The 20,065-nt window shown below is 61.1% G+C and carries 12 protein-coding genes; 7 read left to right on the plus strand and 5 right to left on the minus strand.

What is annotated here, in order from left to right; genetic code table 11:
* Positions 1–126: 126 nt before the first annotated feature.
* Positions 127–1,374: a phosphoglycerate dehydrogenase gene (gene serA / locus FHR70_RS06375; protein ID WP_183448167.1), complete on the minus strand. Its 1,248-nt coding sequence runs from the start codon at positions 1,372–1,374 to the stop codon at positions 127–129.
* A gap of 394 nt (positions 1,375–1,768) precedes the next feature.
* Between serA and FHR70_RS06380 the strand changes: the two genes are divergently transcribed.
* Entirely contained in the window at positions 1,769–2,542 is a 774-nt protein-coding gene (locus FHR70_RS06380) for an endonuclease/exonuclease/phosphatase family protein (RefSeq protein ID WP_183448169.1), read from the plus strand.
* 98 nt (positions 2,543–2,640) lie between these two features.
* Positions 2,641–3,585: a lysylphosphatidylglycerol synthase domain-containing protein gene (locus tag FHR70_RS06385; RefSeq protein ID WP_183448171.1), complete on the plus strand. Its 945-nt coding sequence runs from the start codon at positions 2,641–2,643 to the stop codon at positions 3,583–3,585.
* A 3-nt stretch (positions 3,586–3,588) separates the two neighbouring features.
* Here the strand turns inward: FHR70_RS06385 and FHR70_RS06390 are convergent, their stop codons facing one another.
* Positions 3,589–5,088: a phospholipase D-like domain-containing protein gene (locus tag FHR70_RS06390; RefSeq protein WP_343058738.1), complete on the minus strand. Its 1,500-nt coding sequence runs from the start codon at positions 5,086–5,088 to the stop codon at positions 3,589–3,591.
* A 149-nt stretch (positions 5,089–5,237) separates the two neighbouring features.
* On the opposite strand from FHR70_RS06390, the gene FHR70_RS06395 reads away from it, so the two are divergent.
* The 4 genes from FHR70_RS06395 to glgA (FHR70_RS06410) all read left to right on the plus strand — a co-directional run bounded on the left by FHR70_RS06395 (position 5,238) and on the right by glgA (FHR70_RS06410) (position 9,238).
* Positions 5,238–5,852: a VTT domain-containing protein gene (locus FHR70_RS06395; protein ID WP_183448173.1), complete on the plus strand. Its 615-nt coding sequence runs from the start codon at positions 5,238–5,240 to the stop codon at positions 5,850–5,852.
* Positions 5,853–6,048: 196 nt separating this feature from the next.
* Positions 6,049–6,369 carry a DUF2934 domain-containing protein gene (locus FHR70_RS06400; protein ID WP_183448175.1) on the plus strand — a complete coding sequence of 107 codons (321 nt, stop codon included), beginning with the start codon at positions 6,049–6,051 and terminating at the stop codon, positions 6,367–6,369.
* A gap of 140 nt (positions 6,370–6,509) precedes the next feature.
* Entirely contained in the window at positions 6,510–7,790 is a 1,281-nt protein-coding gene (gene glgC, locus FHR70_RS06405; RefSeq protein ID WP_183448177.1) for a glucose-1-phosphate adenylyltransferase, read from the plus strand.
* On the plus strand, positions 7,790–9,238 hold the full coding sequence (glgA, locus tag FHR70_RS06410) for a glycogen synthase GlgA (RefSeq protein ID WP_183448179.1): 1,449 nt from the start codon (positions 7,790–7,792) through the stop codon (positions 9,236–9,238). The genes glgC and glgA (FHR70_RS06410) overlap by 1 nt, the downstream gene beginning before the upstream one ends.
* Before the next feature lie 21 nt (positions 9,239–9,259).
* On the opposite strand, the gene glgX is transcribed toward glgA (FHR70_RS06410), so the two are convergent.
* From glgX to treZ, 3 genes are all read right to left on the minus strand, one after another.
* Entirely contained in the window at positions 9,260–11,467 is a 2,208-nt protein-coding gene (gene glgX / locus FHR70_RS06415; protein ID WP_183448181.1) for a glycogen debranching protein GlgX, read from the minus strand.
* 106 nt (positions 11,468–11,573) lie between these two features.
* Positions 11,574–16,442, minus strand: a complete 4,869-nt coding sequence (locus FHR70_RS06420; protein ID WP_183448183.1) for a malto-oligosyltrehalose synthase — start codon at positions 16,440–16,442, stop codon at positions 11,574–11,576.
* Entirely contained in the window at positions 16,439–18,259 is a 1,821-nt protein-coding gene (gene treZ, locus FHR70_RS06425; RefSeq protein WP_183448185.1) for a malto-oligosyltrehalose trehalohydrolase, read from the minus strand. The genes FHR70_RS06420 and treZ overlap by 4 nt, the downstream gene beginning before the upstream one ends.
* A gap of 254 nt (positions 18,260–18,513) precedes the next feature.
* Between treZ and glgA (FHR70_RS06430) the strand changes: the two genes are divergently transcribed.
* Entirely contained in the window at positions 18,514–20,040 is a 1,527-nt protein-coding gene (glgA, locus tag FHR70_RS06430) for a glycogen synthase GlgA (protein WP_183448187.1), read from the plus strand.
* Positions 20,041–20,065: the final 25 nt, after the last annotated feature.

Below are 20,065 nucleotides of genomic sequence, written 5' to 3' on the forward strand. Positions count from 1 at the left end.
TCGCTCGGAACAGCACACCATCGTCACCTTAAGAGAGATGGTGCAATCAACGGTATCACGCCTTTGACATGCTTTCTCCATGAAGGTCATCTGAGAAATCAGGCATCCCACGTTTCAGTACGCCGCCTACCCACGGGCGTAGAGCAGCCGGGCGCGAATGGTGCCCTCGAGAGCGCGGATCTCCTCCAAAGTTTCCCGGCTCTGCTCGGGCTGACCTTCCACTTCGATCACCACATAGCCGAGTTCACCATCGGTCTGCAGATGCTGGGCCGTGATGTTGAGACCGCGCTGAGAGAAGGCATTGTTCAGGCGCCCGAGCATGCCGGGGACATTTCTATGTACGTGGATGTAACGGGTGCCGGTAGTTCCGGAGGGCAGCTGGACCTGGGGAAAATTCACGGCTCCGACTGTCGTGCCCACGTCGGAGTAATCGGTCAGCTTCTTGGCGACCTCGGCGCCGATGCGCTCCTGTGCCTCCTCCGTGGATCCGCCGATGTGCGGTGTCAGAATAACGTTGTCGAGGCCCTGCAGCGGTGAGACGAAGAGTTCCTTGTTCGATGCAGGCTCCACGGGAAACACATCGACGGCAGCGCCCCTCAGATGGCCGCTCCGCAAGCCCTCGGCCAGTGCGTCGAGGTCCACCACCGTGCCGCGGCTGTTGTTGATGAGATAGCCGCCCTTCTTCATCGCGGCGATCTCAGCCTTGCCGATCATTCCGTGCGTCGCCGGCGTCTCCGGCACGTGCAGGCTCACCACGTCACTCTGGCCCAGGAGAGCATGCAGGCTGTCGGCGGGCTCCGTGTTGCCATGGCGGAGCTTGTCGGTCTGATCGAAGAAGATGACGCGCATGCCCATAGCTTCCGCCAGATAGGAGAGCTGCGAGCCGATATTGCCGTAGCCGACAATGCCAAGGGTCTTGCCGCGCACCTCGTGGCTGTCCGTCGCGGACTTGTCCCATTGGCCGCGATGGGCGGCGGTGGATTTGGGGAAGGTGCGCCGCAGGAGCATGACGATCTCACCGATCACCAGCTCGGCCACGCTCCTGGTATTGGAGAACGGGGCGTTGAAGACCGGTATGCCGGCCTGCCGGGCGGCCTCCAGGTCGACCTGGTTCGTCCCGACGCTGAAGCAGCCGACGGCGATCAGCCGGTTGGCGGCTTCCAGAACCCTGCGCGTCAACTGGGTGCGGGAGCGGATGCCCAGGAGGTGGATCCCTTGCAGGGCTTCGATGAGCTCGTCCTCGTCGAGCGCGGTCTTGAGGTGCGTCAGGTTGGTGTATCCTGCCGCCTTGATCAGATCGACTGCACTCTGGTTCACTCCCTCGAGCAAGAGAACGCGGATCTTGTCTTTCTGAAGAGAGAACATCTCGGACATGTCAGCTCCAATGCCATCTTTGGGGCATGCCATAGCGCGCCAGGGCAGGGGCGGGAATCCCTTTTTCTTGCATTCCGGCTCTTCCACGGGCGGCTCTTGCGGCACCCTTTCGGAGACTCCGCCCCCGACAGGGTGAGGCCCCCTACCTCCTATGCTCTGATCCGGCCTCCCACGCTTGGTCTATGATGGCTGAATCCGGTTGCATCTGCGGCCGGTCGAGGAGGCGGGGACCGGTGCCGGATGTACGCACGGTCCCCATCCATTTCCGGACCCCATTCATCAAAAGCCGAGCTTGAATGGATCCAGCCCCCTTCGATGGGAGTTCTGGTTCCAACCGCATAGGAATCAGCCGGTGGGGCAGGACGCTCCCTGGAGGTCTGCCAGAGGGGGCAAAGTGCCACGAATCCTGACCTACAACGTGCACCGATGCCTCGGCACGGACGGACGGCTCTCTCCTGCGCGCATCGCCGATGTGATTGCAGCCTATGAGCCTGATGTCGTCGCACTGCAGGAACTCGACGTGGGGCGGGTCAGAACGGGCGGCATCGATCAGGCTCACGCAATTGCGCAGGCGCTCGGGATGCACGTGCACTTCCATGCCAGCATGCGGGTGCTTGAGGAGGAGTACGGCAACGCCATCCTGACCCACAGACCCTCGAGGCTCGTCAAGGCGGAGGCTCTTCCGGGCTCGCCCGGAAAGCCGCGCCTCGAGCCAAGGGGGGCTCTCTGGGCCTCGGTCAACCTTGGCGGCGCCGAGCTTCAGATCATCAACACTCATCTGGGCTTGCGCCGTCACGAGAGGCTTGCCCAGGTCAATGCCCTGCTTGGTCCGCATTGGCTCGGCCATCATACCTGCCGGGAGCCGGCGATCCTGCTGGGGGACTTCAACGCCACGCCACGTTCGCGCGCCTATCAGCGCCTCACCGTCCATCTCTGGGATGCGCAGGCGCTGGCGAGACTTCCCAAGCCCAGGGCGACTTTCCCGTCGCGCCTACCGATGCTGCGCATCGACCACGTCTTCGTGAGCCGTGGGATTGCTGTCCAGCGGGTGGAAGCCGTCAGGACGCCCTTGGCCCGCGTCGCCTCGGATCATCTCCCGCTTCTGGTCGAATTCCAGGTGATTCGTGGCAAGGCGCACCAGTCGAGCATGGCCCATGCGCACGGATAGGGGCTTCCGAAGGGAGCTGACGGATCGCAGGCCGGGTCTCTGCGTTGAGATTTAGTCAGCTGTGCCGTTTGCCGCTGCAGCCCCGATGAGGAGAGAGGATGCGGAACTGGAAGTATGTGATCGCGGCGGCCGCCATCGGTCTGGCGGCTTTTCTCCTCTACCGCACGCTCAGCCGCTACAGCCTCGACGAACTGATCGCCGCCGTCACAGCCGTTCCCACCGCGAGGCTCCTGGGGGCCGCAGGTTTTGCCGCAGCGAGCTACCTGTGCCTGACCCTCTTCGACTACTTGGCCCTGCGCTATGTCAAACGGCCGCTTCCGTATCCGAAAGCGGCCCTGGCCTCCTTCACGGCCCTGTCTCTCGGCCATAATATCGGATTAGCCGCCTTGAGCAGCGGTGCGGTGCGCTATCGCTTCTACAGCCGATGGGGGCTTAATGCAGGCGAGGTGGCGAAGGTCATCGTCTTCTGCGGGATCACCGTCGGGCTTGGTCTTCTGACGCTGGGCGGAGCGGCCTTGCTCCTGCGTTCCGGCCTGGCCGTGGAGATCACAGGGTTGACCCATCCTGTCGTCATTGCCTTAGGCATGGGCTGTCTTGCAGTGCCGGTGATGTATCTGATCCTGTCCATCGTGGTGCGCAGGCCGTTGCGGATCCGGCGCTGGTCCCTAGAGATCCCGGCTTTCCGCCTCGCCATCGGACAGGTTCTGATCGGATCCATCAACTTCGCGTTCGTGGCCGCATGCCTCCACCAGGCCCTCGCGGCCGTGGCAGACGTGGCGTATCTGGGCGTGGCATCCGTCTATGTGATCGCCAACGCGACGGCGCTGGTCAGCCATGTGCCCGGAGGGCTCGGGGTGATCGAGAGCGTGGTAATGTATCTCATGCCCCAGGACAATCTGATCGGGCCGCTGCTGGTGTTCCGGTTCGTCTACTTTCTCATGCCGCTCGGCTTAGGGAGCATTCTGTTTGCTGTGACCGAACTGGTCCTGCGGCATCGAGGTTCAGGCGCTCAAGGAGATGCTTCGGTCCCCGCAAAGGCTTAAACGTCAGTCCTTGCGGCGGCGGAACAGGGAGAGCGGCTCGAACGGTTCCAGAGGGTCCAGGAGCCCTGTTCCCGGTGCCGGTGCATCCGGCCCCTCGTCGGCCATGGCTCCGAAGGCGCGCAGGCCGCGCTCTCGGGCATTGAGCCGGCCAACGGCCTGGATGACGGACCCGCCTGCTCCCTCCAGAGCCTCGGCAAAGGTCTCCGGCTCGGTCTCGAGATGCTCGGCGAGGAGCCGGTCTCTCAAGCCGGCGATCGTCCGACGCTCGTCCTGGGTCGCTGCCTCGATGGCAAGGTCGCACTCGCTGTCGAGGCCCATGGAGCGATTGTTGAGGTTCGATGAGCCGATGCGCAGGAACACGTCGTCGACGATGATGAGCTTTGAGTGGATGAGCACCTGGCATTCCCCACCCGATCCGTTGGGAATGACCGGGTAGTAGACCCGAAGACGATTGTAGTGGTCGCATTTGCGCAGACGCCGAATCAACCTGTCCCGGTTCGTGCCCATGACGAGTTCTTCGGCCCAACCGTGGGACTCGTGCGTCTGGATCACGACGATCTCCGGCCCATTGGGATCGGCCAATCGCTGTTCGAGAACGTCGCCGATGGCGGGGGCGGTCATGTATTGCGCTTCGATGTAGATGCTCTTCCTGGCGGCGGAGAGCGCATCGAGGGTCAGAGCCGCTGCTTCCTGAGCGGCAGGCTGTTCTCCCCAGGATGGATAGGTGCGGGCGATGGCGACCGGCACGTTGACGAAATCCGCAATTATTTCCTCCGGCCACGGATAGGTGCCATTGGACGAGGTCGGGTTCAGCTCTTCGCCTGTCGCGAGTTTCCAGCGGCCATAGCCGACCTCGGCGATGGATCGTGCGGCCTCGCCATCGACGAGCATCTGAAGATCATGGACCGGCTCGTAGATGCTTCCATCATCCCTCAGCCGGATCGGATCGTCGCAGGCATGGCGATGGGTGTCCCAGCGCTCGACCGTCAGGTCCATGCCACCGACGAAGGCCAAGGCATCGTCGATGCAGACGATCTTCTGGTGGTGGGCCGCATAAAGCGGGTGATGGGTATCGAGCTTGAGCTGGAGGCGCGGATGGTTCTGCCAGTCGGCGCCGAAGATGAGTGGGCCGGGAGCGCCGGGGGCATGCACGACGGCAACGCTCCACACCAGGATCCTGACCTCAAGGTCCGGCTTAGCCTCCACAAGGGAGCGGAGCAGCGGACCGAGTGGCGGTGATTCCTCTGCGCTCACGTCCGGGCGCAGGCGGATACTGCCATCGAAATCCCAGCCGATGATGAGAATAGAGCGCTGGGCACGACGCAAGGCCGCCTCCAGACAGGCGAAGTAAGCGGCGCCGTCGATCAGGACCGAGGCACGTTCAGCCTGGGCGATGCGCCAGCAATTCTGCCCTGGACGCAAGATCGGTCCCTCGGGCAGCCGTTCGGCTGCCTGCGGGAACCCAAGTTCTTGCCGGCTCGTCGTTTCTTCCAGAAGCTGCACGCGACTAAGATCCTAAACGGAGTCCTGTGCCAACTCGTGAACCGAGGCCAAGGTTCCGGGTTGAGACAGAGCGCATCTTAATCATTATTCCGGGGCGGACCGAGTCCGTGTCCCGATTTCCCCTATTTCTCCAGAAGCGGTGAAACAGCGTGTTCGATTGGATAGTCAGCCTCATCGAGAAGACCGGCTATGTCGGAATTGCCCTGCTCATGTTGCTTGAGAATGTCTTTCCGCCCATCCCCTCGGAGGTCATCATGCCTCTGGCCGGCTTCTCCGCCGCCAAGGGGACGCTCAGCTTCATGGGGGTCGTCCTTGCTGGAACGATCGGCTCGCTTGCCGGCGCTTACTTCTGGTTTCTCATCGGCCGCTGGATCGGCCCAAAACGTTTGAAGCGGTTCGCTGCCAGGCATGGGCGATGGCTGACGATGCATCCCGATGAGGTGGATCAGGCCAGGGCCTTTTTCTCCCGACATCAGGCGATTGCCCTTTTCTTCGGACGCCTGATTCCGGCGATCCGCTCCCTGATCTCCGTTCCGGCCGGGGTGAACTGCATCCCTGTCTCCACATTCCTGCTGTGGAGTTCCCTGGGTACGGCTTTATGGACCATTCTCCTCGCCGGAGCCGGTTACCTGCTCGAGAGCCAGTACGAAAAGGTTTCGGAATGGCTGAACCCTGTTTCAAATGTTGTCTTCGCGGGTCTGGCGGTCTGGTACGTGTACAGGGTTGTCCGCTTCAGGGCGCCTGAGGCCTCTGAAGGCGCCTGAAATTTCATCGCTGGTGGTTCGATTTCTAAGCAGGCATTAGCTGCAGATTCACGATCCTGCCGTTGCCAATCCAAAGAAGCGCCTAATAATTTACACAGTTCGCACCCTGAGCGCGTTGACCACGGTATGAAGGCTCGACTGGCCTTCTTCTGCGCTTTATCGGGTTGTGGCATGACATCAGGACTGAAGGGCAATTATGAACAAGGAACTTGAAAACAAAATCCGTGAACGGGCTTACGAGCTCTGGATGCGGCACGGTGCTCTCCCTGATCGGGCGGACGAATATTGGTACCAGGCGGAGCGCGAGATTCTCGGCGAAAGCAGTGAAGGATCAGGAAGCCAACCCCCGTCGCTGATTGATCCGGCTCCCTTAGGAATGACCAGCATGACGGCCGATGAGGCTCCTCCAGTCGCTCCGAAGACACGCAAGAAGCGCAGCCCTGCTCCAGCTCCAGTGGAAGAGAGCAGCGATGCTCCGGCCGCGCCGAAGCGCAGGCGGACAACGCGGGTGACCTGAGCTCGATCAGCACACAAGCCTTCGGCTCTGGTCGAAGGCTCGCGGGTGGTACTCCGTTGAAGTCGCGCGCGCGACAAGTACCAGCATCCATGTCAGCTTCTATATAATCAGGTGATTGCCCTTGATGTGAGGACCCGGCCTTGCCGAATTCCAGCGTTCCCTACGGACCTCTCGCACGTCATGCCATGGCTTATATTCTCGCGGGCGGGCGCGGCAGCCGATTGATGGAACTGACTGACATTCGTGCCAAGCCCGCCGTCTATTTTGGCGGCAATACACGAATTATCGATTTCGCGCTGTCGAACGCTCTGAACTCAGGCATCAGGCGTATCGGAGTGGCAACGCAGTACAAGGCTCACAGCCTGATCCGTCATCTACAGCGGGGCTGGAACTACTTTCGGGCCGAGCGCAACGAAAGCTTTGACATCCTGCCGGCCAGCCAGCGTGTCTCGGAAACCATGTGGTACGAAGGCACGGCCGATGCGGTGTATCAGAACATCGACATCATCGCGAGCATCGATCCCGAGTACATCATCATCCTGGCTGGCGACCACGTGTACAAGATGGACTACGAACTCATGCTGCGGCAGCACGTCGACATGGAGGCCGACGTGACCGTCGGCTGCCTCGAGGTGCCGCGCATGGAAGCGACCGGCTTCGGGGTGATGGCGGTTGACGAGACGGATCGGATCGTCTCCTTCCTTGAGAAGCCTGCAGATCCGCCCGGCATGCCGGACAATCCGGACAAGGCCCTGGCGAGCATGGGCATCTACGTCTTCAACACCCGGTTCCTCTTCGATCAACTGAGGCGCGACGCGGAGACACCTGGCTCGAACCGGGATTTTGGGAAGGACATTATCCCTTATCTGGTTCAGCACGGCAAAGCCGTGGCGCATCGGTTCACGCGCTCATGCGTCCGCTCCGGGGCAGAAGCCGGCGGGAGCGATGCCGAGGCCTATTGGCGGGACGTCGGAACCGTAGATGCCTATTGGGAGGCAAATATCGATCTGACGGCCATCGTTCCCTCTCTCGATCTCTATGATCACGACTGGCCGATCTCCACCTTTACGGAAACATGGCCGCCGGCGAAGTTCGTTCACGATGAGGATGGGCGCCGGGGTCACGCCATCAACTCGCTCGTCTCCAGCGGCTGCATCGTATCGGGAGCGTCCCTGCGTCAGTCGCTCGTCTTCACGGGCGTGCACCTCCATTCTCACGCCTCCGTCGAAGGAGCCGTCATTCTTCCCTATGTGGATGTCGGAAAGGGTGCGCGGCTCAAGAACGTCGTCGTCGATCGAGGCGTGCGCATCCCTGACGGACTCGTGGTGGGCGAGGATCCCGAACTCGACGCCCAACGCTTCCGCCGCACCGAGAAGGGCATCAGCCTGATCACGAAGCCGATGATCGAGAGGCTGGCCTGATGAGGCCCCTGAACGTTCTCTCCGTCACGTCAGAGATCTTTCCCATCATCAAGACCGGCGGATTGGCCGATGTCGCCGGAGCCCTTCCATTCGCCCTTGCTGCAGAGGGTGTGGCAGTGATCACGCTTGTTCCCGGATACCCGGCCGTGCTGAAGGCGCTCGGGGTCTCGGAGGTTGTCCATCGCTATCCTGCCTTTTTTGGCGGAACGGCAAGCCTGCTGTCGGGAAGGGCAGGGAACCTGGATCTCTTCGTCATTGATGCCCCGCATCTGTTCGACCGGCCCGGCTCTCCCTACCTTGCGCCGGATGGCAGGGACTGGGCGGACAACGCACAGCGCTTCGCAGCTCTCTCCCGAGCGGCAGCAGATATCGCGCAGGGAGTCGCAACAGGCTTCGTGCCCGACGTCATTCATGCTCATGATTGGCAGGCAGGCCTCTTGCCGATTTACATCAGGCTCGCGGGAGGCCGAAGCCCGGCAACAGTCGTGACGATCCACAATATCGCCTTCCAGGGCGTTTTTCCGGCATATCTGCTGTCGGAGCTGGACTTGCCAGCCAGCACATTCACCATCGACGGCGTCGAATATTACGGGCAGATCGGCTTTCTGAAGGCCGCCCTGCAGCACGCAGATCGGATCACAACCGTTTCACCGACTTATGCCAAAGAAATTCAGACGCCTGAAGGCGGCATAGGCCTTGATGGATTGCTGCGGGTACGCTCGAACGTCGTGTCCGGGATTCTCAACGGGATCGATGATACGGTCTGGGATCCCGCTACGGACATGCACCTCGCGCAGACCTACAATCGTGACGATATCGATGGTCGTCGAATCAACAAGGCGGCTCTTCAGAAGCGCCTGGGCCTGAGCCAAGACCCTGACGCGATGCTCTTCGGCGTCGTCAGCCGATTATTCGATCAGAAAGGCCTCGACCTCGTGCTCGCTGGTCTCTCAAGGCTCCTTTCGGATCGAGCACAACTGGCGCTGCTGGGTTCAGGAGACAAGATCCTTGAGAGCGGCTTTCAGAGCGCCAGTACCGTCTATCCTGGTCAGGTTGGATGTTTCTTCGGCTACGACGAGGAACTCGCTCACCTGATCCAAGGCGGCAGCGATGCCCTGCTCGTGCCGTCGCGGTTCGAGCCCTGTGGCCTGACGCAGCTCTGTGCCATGCGCTACGGGAGCGTTCCCATCGTGTCTCGGGTGGGCGGACTAGCTGATACGGTGATTGACGCCAATGAGATGGCCATTGCAGCCGGTGTCGCCACGGGTTTCCAGTTCGGGCCGGTCGCACTCTCACCGTTCACGGATGCTCTCGAGCGTGCGAGAGCTCTCTGGCGCGACCGGGAGGCATGGCGGCGTCTCCAGCATAACGGCATGAGCGCGGATGTCAGTTGGCAGCGCCCTGCAAGGCAATATGCCGACCTGTACCGGTCCTGCATCTCGGCATGAGCTCGTCGGAAGAGCGCCGTGTCAGGTGCTCTTTCGTTTCCCTGGCTTCGGCTGTTTTGCAGGCTTCAGCTGGAACAGCAGAAGGGAATGGGCTGTGACCGTATAGATCTTGCCGAAGCCGAATTCCGCCGGTGCGTCCAGGTCCGGTTGGTTGGTATCGATGTGACACATCCATGTCTCGCCGCCGACCACCTCCGGCAAGGTGCACTTCACCACGTCGTTATGGGCATTCAGGATGAGAAGGAGGGTCACGTCCGTGCCGCGCCTGCGGATGCCCGTCGGCTGAGCTCGGCCATCCAGCAGGATGCTGATGCAGCGTGCATTCGGATCCTCCCAGTTTTCGGGCGTCATCTCGTCGCCTGCGGGCGTGAGCCACGTCACGTCCTTGACATCGAGCTCCTCGTTATAGACGCCGGAGAGGAAGCGCCCGCGTCGGAGGATCGGCAGGTTCTGGCGCAACTGGATCAGCTTGCGGGTGAATTCGAGCAGTTCGACGCCATCCTCGTCGATTGACTCCCAATCGATCCAGGATACCTCGTTGTCCTGACAATAGGCATTGTTGTTGCCCTGCTGTGTACGCGCGAATTCATCGCCTGCCAGCAGCATGGGTGTCCCCTGCGAGAAGAGCAGGGTAGCCAGCATGTTGCGGATCTGGCGCGACCGCAGTGAGCGGATCTCGGGATCGTCGGTCGGCCCCTCCACACCGTAGTTGGAGGAGAGGTTGTGGTCGTGACCGTCCTTGTTGTCCTCGCCGTTCGCCTCGTTGTGCTTCTCGTTGTAGGAGACAAGATCGTTCAGCGTAAAGCCGTCATGGGCCGTGACGAAGTTGACTGAGGCCCAGGGCCGGCGTCCGCGCTTGTTGAAGATATCCGCCGATGCGGTGATGCGGGCTGCAAGCTCCGGCAGCTTTCCTTCATCGCCCTTCCAATAGGCGCGCACCGTATCGCGGTAGCGATCGTTCCACTCTGCCCAGCCGGGCGAGAAGCGGCCGACCTGATAGCCACCCGGTCCGCAATCCCACGGCTCGGCGATCAGCTTAACCTGACTAAGCGCGGGATCCTGGCGGCAGGCATCAAGGAAGCGGCCATCTTCCTCGAAACCATGCGGCTCGCGGCCCAGAATCGTCGCGAGGTCGAAACGGAAGCCGTCGATCTGGACCTCCTGCGCCCAGTAGCGCAGGGAGTCCGTAACCATCTGGAGGATACGGGAGTGGCTGAGATTCACCGTATTGCCGGTTCCCGTATCGTTGATGTAGTAGCGCGGATCAGGCGCAAGCCGGTAGTAGGAGGCGTTGTCGATGCCCCTGAAGGACAAGGTCGGCCCTAACTCATTGCCTTCGGCGGTATGATTGTAGACCACGTCGAGGATCACCTCGATCCCGGCATCATGCAGATGGCTGACCATCTCCTTCACCTCGTTGATGAAGGGCGTTGCAAGGTAGCGCGGCTGCGGTGCGAAGAAACCGATTGAGTTGTAGCCCCAGTAATTCTTCAGTCCCTTCTCGACCAAGTAGCTGTCGTCCACGAAAGCGTGGATCGGCAGCAGTTCGACCGCAGTGACACCAAGATTCTTGATGTACTCAATCACCTCGTGCTGCATGAGCCCCGAAAATGTGCCGCGAAACTCCTTCGGCACGGCCGGATGCTGCATGGTGAAGCCACGCAGATGGGTCTCGTAGATGATCGTCCGCTCCCACGGGATCTGTGGCCGGCGCGCCCGCGCCCATGTGAACGCCGACTCGACGACCCGACATTTCGGCATGAATCGTGCGCTGTCGCGCTCATCGAAAGACAAGTCGGCGTCCGGAGAGCCGAGCGTGTATCCGAACAGGGCCGGGTTCCACTTCAGGTCCCCGATGAGCTGCTTGGCATAGGGATCGAGCAGGAGTTTGTTGGGGTTGAAGCGATGGCCGGCCGTTGGCTCGTAAGGGCCATGAACGCGGTAGCCATAGGTCGTGCCCGGTCGCGCATCCGGCAGGTAACCATGCCAGACCTCGTCGGTATATTCCGGAAGCTCGACCCTTTCGATCTCTCGATGGCCATCCTCATCGAACAGGCAAAGCTCAACCTTCGTGGCATTCGCGGAGAAGATGGCAAAATTGACGCCCAGCCCGTCCCATGTGGCTCCAAGGGGATAGGGAAGTCCTTCCCGGACGCGGGAGGTGCGGCGCACGTTCGGGGCCACGATCTGAGCCGGCGACTGCTCACGGATATCGACTTTGTCGTTCATTGGAAATCTCGGAAGCCAAGCGAGGCGAAATGTCTGTGTTCATCAACGCGCAAGCCTGCAGGAAGTCCCCGACAAGCTGAACTATAAGTTAGGCTTATCGTCACGCTCAATTTGCACTCGCCATTGATGGTTTCAGTTTGAGAATGGCGAACGGGACCTCCTTCATCAAGCCGGATACTCTTGTCCGATCCTGATCAATGAGGATCTCGTCTCCTGTTATCACGTTCTTCCAGCGACCTCGAGCCAGTTCGATGCTTGTGTCACCCCAACTTGCGGCGTCGAAGGATAGATCATCCCTCTTCATCAAGCCCGCCCACAGGCGCGGAACGACGACGGCAAGAGCATCGGTGCCAAGCCGCCTGGAATAGGAAAGAAGATGGTCTGCATGCTCACCTTGGACTTTCAGAATCTGATACTCGCCTTCGGCGTAAAGCGCCGGTGATTGCATCCGGTCTCGCAGCACGGCAGAGATGATCCGCTGCTTGACGCGCCCATCCGTCCAGCTGCTCATTAGAGAGGTGAGCGGTTCCCCCTTCTCCAGAGCCCTTGCCCGGGCCGTGTAATCAACCGGACGTCGGTTATCGGGATCAACCAGGGAGAAATCCCAGAACTCCGTGCCCTGGTAGATGTCCGGCACTCCCGGCAGCGTCAGCTTGAGAATCGTGCGGGTCAAGCCATTCAGCATGCCCAATGTGGACAGGCGCCGGAGCAGGCCGCCGAAGCGCTCCAGGAAAGGACTATTGGGGGCGAGGACGGCCCTCAGGAGTCCAATAGCAGCATTCTCATAGGCTTCATTCGGGGCAACCCAGCTCGTGTGTCGCTTGGCTTCACGAAGCGCCTTGGTGAGATATCCCTCCATCCGCTCCTGGAATGAAGCCAGCTTCTTGCGGTCGGCTTTCCCCAGAAGTTCTAAAGGCCACGCGCCGAAAAGAGACTGGAGCAGGATCGCCTGATCGTTGGCATCCGGTGCAGGAACGCCGTCGATCTCCGACAGGTGAGGGGATGCGAGCTCTTTCCAGACGGCAACGGCCTTCGCCCATTCTTCCGGCATCTCTGAGAGAGCAAGGAGCCGGGCGCGTGCATCCTCGCCACGCTTGGTGTCGTGCGTGGCGGTGCCGATCATGGCATGGGGCCAGTTCCGGGCACGATCCACGTTCATCTGATGGAACGTGTCCGGTGCCACGCCAAAATGGCCGGGATCACCGCCCACCTCGTTCAAGGCAATCAGGCGTCCGTAGCGGTAGAAGAGCGTGTCTTCCAGGCTCTTGGCCATGACAGGACCCGTAAGCTGCTGGAAACGGCGGCGGAAGCGGCGCACATCGCCAGGGGCGCCGGACGGAAGCCGCCCTAGAAGGATGGCGGCGATCAAGTCATGCACGGTTCGATCCGGGAGGGTGCTGGATCCTTTGGCCGCGTCGGTCGTCGCCTCGATCAGGCGTATGTCCTCGGTAGCAGGTTCGCCATTCGTCAGATAGCTGCGGTAGACCGGAAATGCCGCAACGATTTCCACCAGCGCTTGGCGCAGGGCGAAGGTCGTGTAATCGCGGGTGCGGCGGCTGGCATCGGCAACAGCCTTGATATCCGATACCAGAACCCCAAGCTCGCTGGCGAAGTTCTTCTCGGTGATCTCGACCTTGGCCTGCCGGAGGAGATCTTCATAAGAGCCCTGTAGGCCCGATGCCTCGCGGTAGATCCGCTCGAATGCACCGCCCGATCGTCCGTCCACCAGTACGCCATCGATCAGGTTGAGCGTATCGTATCCCGACGTCCCGGCGACGGGCCAGGGACGCAGCTCCTCGCCGGGTTCCAGAATCTTCTCGACCACCACATAGAAGCCTGGGCCGACCTTCTCCTGAAGGGTGCGGGCATAGCCCTCCGGATCGGCGAGGCCATCGATGTGGTCGATCCTGAGGCCGTGAACATGACCCTCATTCACGAGGCGGAAGATCAGCTCATGGGTCTTCTCGAAGATCTGCGGGATCTCGACGCGAATGCCGGCCAGGGTGTTGATGTCGAAGAACCGGCGATAGTTGATGTCACTCGATGCCGCCCGCCAGAACGACAGGCGGTAGGCCTGCGCCTCCAGGAGGCGATGCAGGGCATCGAAGCTACCCGGATCATCCGGGCTGCCGTTGATGGCCGCCACGGCCTTGTCGATGGCCTTGCGCAGATCCGAAGAAGCGGCAACGGCCTCAGCCAGCTCTTGCTTCAACGCTTCTGCTTCTTCGACGCGAGAGGCGGCGTCTTCACTCTCCCCCTGCTCCCCCATGGCTCGCAAATGCTCGGTCATTCTTCGCAGCTTCCCGGCCTTGGCGGGATTGCTCAACGATGCCAGAGCGCGATCGAGGATCTCGGGATAAGTGGTGGGACAAACAGGGAAGCGATGCTCCCAATGCCAGACACTGAAGGATCCTTCCGCAGAGTCGAATTTCAGCTGCAGCTCGCCTCTTTCGAGAACCTCGCCGTAAAGCCCACCCAGGGAGGGCACGATCAGCTTGCCGTTAGCTCCGGGTCGCTCCCAATCGATGTCGAAAGCCTCGGCGACAGGTGAGAGACGTCCCCATTCCAGCACGGAGAGCCACCAGCTATTGGACTGGCCGCCGACGCCCATGTGGTTTGGCACGATGTCGAGTACGAGCTTGAGGTCGTGCTCCTTCAGGGCCTCCGAGAAGCGGTGAAACCCCTCTTCTCCGCCGAGTTCCGGATTGATCACCGCGTGGTCGACAATGTCATAGCCGTGGGTGGATCCGGGGGCGGCCGCCTGAATGGGCGAGGAATAGACATGGCTGATGCCGAGTTTCGCCAGATAGGGCACAATCTTCACGGCATCATCAAAGGTGAAATCCTTGTGAAACTGCAGGCGATAAGTGGCGCGGGGCGGTGGCGCGGCGAGGGTGCTCCTGCGGGCGCGCACGTCCCGCCCTTCTTCAGTGAGGGCGACAGCGAGCTTCGCCATCAGACTGCTAGGGGAGGCGATCTCCTCGATCGTGTTCGACAGCCTGCGGCGCCAGTTGGGATGGCCGACATCCATGCCCGGCATGTTGGGCTGGTTCAACTCGCCGGACGCATCCTCGATCTGCACCGCCGTGAGCACTGATGACGTACGTGCAAGATAGCGGATAGTGGCCTCCAGCGGCGGCTCTTCTGGCGCCCGCATCGACGGCAGCAGGCCCTCGTTCGCAAGCGCCTCGGCAAAATGGCTCTTGTCAGCCTTGCGTGCGGAACGCTCCCGATCGGAGGTCTTCGGATCGAAGATGCCAAGAGTTTGGCGCAGGTCTACATCGAGGCCGCGCCACCACCCGGTAAAGGTCGGCAGGTCGTGGGTGGTGATCACCGCGAGGGCCGAGCGGGGATACTGGTCCGGTTTCTTGAAGGCGGATCCATCCCGCTCGAAGGGGAGCACCCGGTAACTGAGGACGCCGGATGCCATGATCGCGTCGGAAAAGCCTTCCGGTGCCGTGCCGAGATCCTCCGCAATCACAAGACAGCGGGCGCGGTGGCTTTCGATGCGCAGCACCGCCAGCATGGCCTCGAACGGATAATTCACATAGGCACCCTGCGAGGCGGGAGCGCCGGAAGGGATGAGGAACAGGCGCTGAAGCTGAAAGGCATGATCGATGCGGATCGCGCCCGCATGGCGCATGTTGGCCGAGACGAGATCGCGGAAGGCGGCAAGGCCCTGCTCCTCAAGGGTGAGTGGGTTGAAGGGCGGCAGGCCCCAATCCTGTCCCTGGGGCCCAAGCGGGTCGGGCGGTGCGCCGATGGACAGCCCCGGAGCATAGCGCTCCGGTGTCGCCCAGATCTCGGAGCCGCCACCATCCGACCCGACAGCGAGGTCGCGATAGAGCCCAATGGGAAGTCCGGCAGCGCGGGCCCGCTCAGAAGCCTGACCCAACTGCCGATCGGCCAGCCATTGCAGCCAGGCATGGAAGGCGACACGCTCGGCTTCCTGCAAGCGAAAGCGCCTGACCTCGTCAGAATGAACGGACCGGAAGGCCTCGGGCCACTCGCCGGCCCAGAGTTTTCCTTGCGACGTAAAATGCTCTGATTGCGCCTCGAAGGTGGCATGCGCCTCCAGAGCCTCGCCACCTTCCAGGCGGAACGACTCGAAGGCAGCCTTGTCGCCAGAGGCTTGGAACCAAGACCAGAGAGCGTCGAGAACGGGGCGCTTGATGTGCCAGACCTCAGTATAATCGATGAGTGAGGCAGCACGCACCTTGGCGAGACGCTGCTGCACGTCTGAAGCTTCGAGAAGCTGCTGCGCACCGCTCTCTGCAAAGCCCTCAACAGTTGTCGGGTCGATATAGAGGGATTCGAGGAACAGGCGTGACGATGGAGAATAGGGTGAGATCTTAGAACGGTCCGCCGCGAACAGCGCATGGACCGGGCTGAGGCCCAGGAACGCGCCGCCGAAACGGCCGACGCTCTCCGCGGCGAGGGCCATGTCCGAGTAATCGCCGATCCCGAGATCGCGCTCCGAGCGCAGGGAATAGATCTGTGCCGTCAGCCCCCATAGCCCTGTGTCACCCTTCAGGGCTTCGGGCTCCCAGCACCTGTCAGGAGCAGCGATGATAGTTGCTTCCTGATCGCCCAGACGGAGCCGGTGATAGCCCATTGGAAGGGTGGGCAGATCGAGCACGCGGCCGTCTTTCGTGAGCCGGCCTTCATGAGTGGTTCCGCCTTCCTCGGTCAGGGTCCAGGCTGATGCTCCGACAGCGCCGCGCAATGTGATCTTCGCAGGCGCATTGGCTTCCATGGTTAGGATCGTGGGCACCGGCCCTGCCTTCAGCCGTTCCAGCCGCTTCAGGCTCTCCTGCGCACCTTTTTCGGATTTAACGTCGAGCCCGAGGGCAGCGAGCAGCGCCTTGCGGGTGTCGGAACTCGTCTCGACCCTCTTTCCGAAGGCATCGCTGTAATCCGAGGAAATGCCGACGAGCGCGGCCATCCGCTCCAGCAGAGCGTCCAGCTTGCTCATGCGTATGTCCTCTTCATAACGATTGCACTCCACGGCGGAAGCTGAAGACCCTCGTCGGCAATCCCGGCACTTTCACTCGACCAGAGCACGCGAATAGTTTCATTAGTGGTCCCACTCACCAGCCGGTCGCCGAAATTAGCCAACAGGCGAAGCGTGCCGGCCGAGAAGGTCCAGGTCACGTCGAGAGATTTTTCGGGGGAAATCGTGTAGTTGGAGCCGCGATACTGGCTTTTCAGAAGGGGCACGATCTCCGTTTGCCGGAGGTCAAGCAGGTGACGGGTCTGTGCGAGAACCTCTTGATGGGGCGATTGCGAAGCCTCGGACCAATCGATCTTGGAGCGCTCGAACGTCGCGCGCTCCGTCGGATCGGGAATGCGCTGTGACATCTCCGGATCCGTGAAGGCCTTGAAGCGCTTGAACTCGCCACGCCGGCCCTCGCGCACGGCCCTGGCCAGATCTGGCTCGCTCTCGAAATCGACGAAGAACTGAAACGGCGTTGAGGCGGCCCATTCCTCACCCATGAAGATCAGCGGGATATGCGGCGACAGGAGGAAGATGCCCTGCGCGAGCGCCAAGCGCTTAGGCGGGATCAGATGCGACAGACGTTCGCCGAAGGCGCGATTGCCCACCTGATCGTGATTCTGGAGGAAGGATACGAAGGCCGCCGGCGCCAGATGACCCGAGGGTTCTCCGCGGACGACGCCATCCTTGTGCGGAGACGGATCCCCCTGATAGGCAAAGCCTTCCGCCAGCGCCCGCCCGAGATGCTCGAGCGGGCGGTTGGCATAATCCTCGTAATAACCCTCGTCCTCGCCGGTGAGAAGGGCATGCCACGAGTTGTGGATGTCATCGGCCCATTGTGCCGTGTGGAGCGTCGGTTGCCCTTTGCTGTCACGACCGAGCCAGCGCGCTTGGTTAGCCTCGTTCTCGAGCACCAGATGGATGTGGCGGTCAGGGATCGCTTCGCGAATTCTGTTTGCCAGCTCTTCGATGAAGTGGGGCCTGCCGTCGTCCACGATGGCGTGAACGGCATCGAAGCGAAGTCCGTCGAAATGGAACTCCTCCAGCCAGTAAAGCGCGTTGTGAAAGAAGAAGTCGCGCACATTGCGGCTGCCTTCTCCATCCACGTTGATGCCTGCTCCCCAAGGCGTCGGATGGCGATCCGTGAAGAAGGTCTTGGCATAAGCGTGGAGATAATTTCCCGAAGGACCGAAGTGATTGTAGACCACGTCGAGAAAGACCATGATGCCGAGCGCGTGCGCGCATTCGACAAGGCGCTTCAGATCGTCAGGGCTGCCATAGGCGGCATCCGGCGCGTAGGACAGGACCCCATCATAGCCCCAGTTCCGCCGCCCCGGGAACTCGCCGATGGGCATGAGTTCAATGGCGGTGATGCCGAGATCGCGCAGGTCTTCAAGTCTGGCCATCAGGCCTGCATAGGTGCCCTCCGGTGTCGCTGTTCCCACATGAACTTCATAGAGGACGGTTTCCTCCCATGGCCGTCCAGTCCAGGAGGTGTCGGACCATTGATATTTGTTGGGGGTGACGACGAGGCTCAGGCCGTGAACGTCATCCGGTTGGAACCGGGAGGCTGGATCTGGCACCACAAGATTGCCGTCAATTTTATAGCCATAGCGGCTGCCCGCATGGGCATCCTGCGAGACGAGGCAGTACCAGCCATCGTCACCCGCCGTCATTGGCAACTCTGCATCATCCAGCAGGAGCCGAACGTCCTGGGCTGTCGGAGCCCACAGGGAGAAGCGAACACCATTGGGAGTTATCTCAGCCCCAAAGGGCATGGAATGGACGCGCCGCATCGGAACTCCGGAGAAGCATGGGGAAGGCACTTGCGAACGAGCATTGCAGGGCAATGTTCCGGAGCAACAGAAAAAAACAGCCAAGCTGTGAGTGTACAGACCTCAACTGCTCGACGATGCCATAGCCAAGCTGGCTAAATGGACTAGTCAGAAATTTTCAGAAATTTCTGCGGAACCATCTTGGGGGTGAGCGAGTTAAAAGCCCGACTGCCTATGGCGCGGGGAGTCGGTGGGGATTGCGCCTCTGAGCGAACATGCTGGATTCATCTCAACTGGACACTGTTTCAGGTGTCTCGACCTTGGCGCATGCCGAACTTCTGAGCGGCTCCCAAGTCTCCGTTTCCATCAAGCGCCGTCAGTCAATTCTCTTCGTCACTTCCGAAATCGCCGACTACATCAAGGCTGGCGGCCTCGGTGAGGTGGCCGCAGCCTTGCCGCGTGCCTTGCGCCATCACTATGATGTGCGGATCCTGATCCCCGGTTACCGTCAGGTTCTGTCGCAGATCAAGGACCTGGAGGAGATCGCCCGTCTGCCGGCTTCCTTCGGCATACCGGCCTGCGGTCTTGGACGCGGAACGACCCAAGATGGATTGACTGTCTACGTGCTCCTGTGTCCGGAACTCTACGACCGAGACGGATCGCCTTATGTCGACAGCTTCGGTGCGGACTGGAGCGACAACGACATCCGCTTCGCGCGCCTCGGATTAGCGGCAGCCGATATCGCCTGTGGCAATGGCGATACTTTGTGGCGCGCCGATCTTCTTCATCTCAACGATTGGCCATCAGGCCTCGCATCCGCGTACCTTGCTTGGCGTGGGCAGCGCATTCCCACGATCCTGACGATTCACAATCTCGCCTATCAGGGGAACTTCGACCGTAATCGTTTGCCCTGCCTGGGTATCCCCGAGGCTGCCTTTCAGATCAATGGCGTTGAATTCTATGGCAAGCTGTCGTTCCTGAAAGCTGGAATCTACTATTCGTCGCATATCACGACCGTGAGCTCCACCTACGCCAATGAAATCACGCGCCCGGAATTCGGCTGTGGTCTCCATGGCCTGCTCAGAACCCGCGCCGAGGAAGGACGTCTCGACGGCATCATCAACGGCATCGATGCAAGCTGGGATCCGAGCACTGATCCTTATCTGGTCAGCCGATTTTCAGCAGAGAACTTCCGAGGCAAGCGCGCCAACGCCAACACTGTGCGTAAGAGTTTCGGTCTCGACCTCTCCTCCGGCCCTCTCTTCGCGGTGGTGTCCCGCCTCGTGCATCAGAAGGGCGTCGACCTCGCCATCTCGGCAACCGAAACCATCGTGTCCCAAGGGGGGCAGATTGCTGTCATCGGCCAGGGCGAGGCTCGCTTTGAAGCTGAACTAAGAAATCTATCGAGCCGGCATCCCGGTTCTGTCGGCGTCAAGATCGGCTACGACGAGGGTGACGCTCGTCGCATGTATGCGGGCAGCGATTTCCTGCTCATGCCGTCCCGTTTCGAACCTTGCGGCCTCAGCCAGATGTATGCGCAGCGCTTCGGCTCTTTGCCGATCGCTCACAAGACCGGGGGGCTGGCCGACACGATCGAGGATGGCGTCACCGGCTTCCTGTTCGGCGAGCCTTCGCTCAACCGGTTCAAAGACGCGATCAGACGAGGACTTGAGACGTTTCGCTCAAGGTCTCGCCTCACGACCATGCGTCGCGCTGCGATGAACAGGCCTCACGGGTGGGACCGTTCAGCTTCTCGCTATCAAGAGGTCTACGAGCGTGCCTGCCAGGCGGCTCTAGCCTGATTATTCCAAGTTCGCTTGAGCGCTC

The sequence above is a fragment of the Microvirga lupini genome, assembly GCF_014191055.1.
GTDB classification, from domain to species: Bacteria; Pseudomonadota; Alphaproteobacteria; order Rhizobiales; family Beijerinckiaceae; genus Microvirga; species Microvirga lupini_A.

Coding starts and splice junctions, on each gene's coding strand:
- treZ (WP_183448185.1), bottom strand. CDS start 18,259: ATGCGGCGCGTCCATTCCATGCCCTTTGGGGCTGAGATAACTCCCAAT.
- glgA (WP_183448187.1), top strand. CDS start 18,514: ATGCTGGATTCATCTCAACTGGACACTGTTTCAGGTGTCTCGACCTTG.
- serA (WP_183448167.1), bottom strand. CDS start 1,374: ATGTCCGAGATGTTCTCTCTTCAGAAAGACAAGATCCGCGTTCTCTTG.
- FHR70_RS06400 (WP_183448175.1), top strand. CDS start 6,049: ATGAACAAGGAACTTGAAAACAAAATCCGTGAACGGGCTTACGAGCTC.
- glgA (WP_183448179.1), top strand. CDS start 7,790: ATGAGGCCCCTGAACGTTCTCTCCGTCACGTCAGAGATCTTTCCCATC.
- glgX (WP_183448181.1), bottom strand. CDS start 11,467: ATGAACGACAAAGTCGATATCCGTGAGCAGTCGCCGGCTCAGATCGTG.
- FHR70_RS06385 (WP_183448171.1), top strand. CDS start 2,641: ATGCGGAACTGGAAGTATGTGATCGCGGCGGCCGCCATCGGTCTGGCG.
- FHR70_RS06420 (WP_183448183.1), bottom strand. CDS start 16,442: ATGAGCAAGCTGGACGCTCTGCTGGAGCGGATGGCCGCGCTCGTCGGC.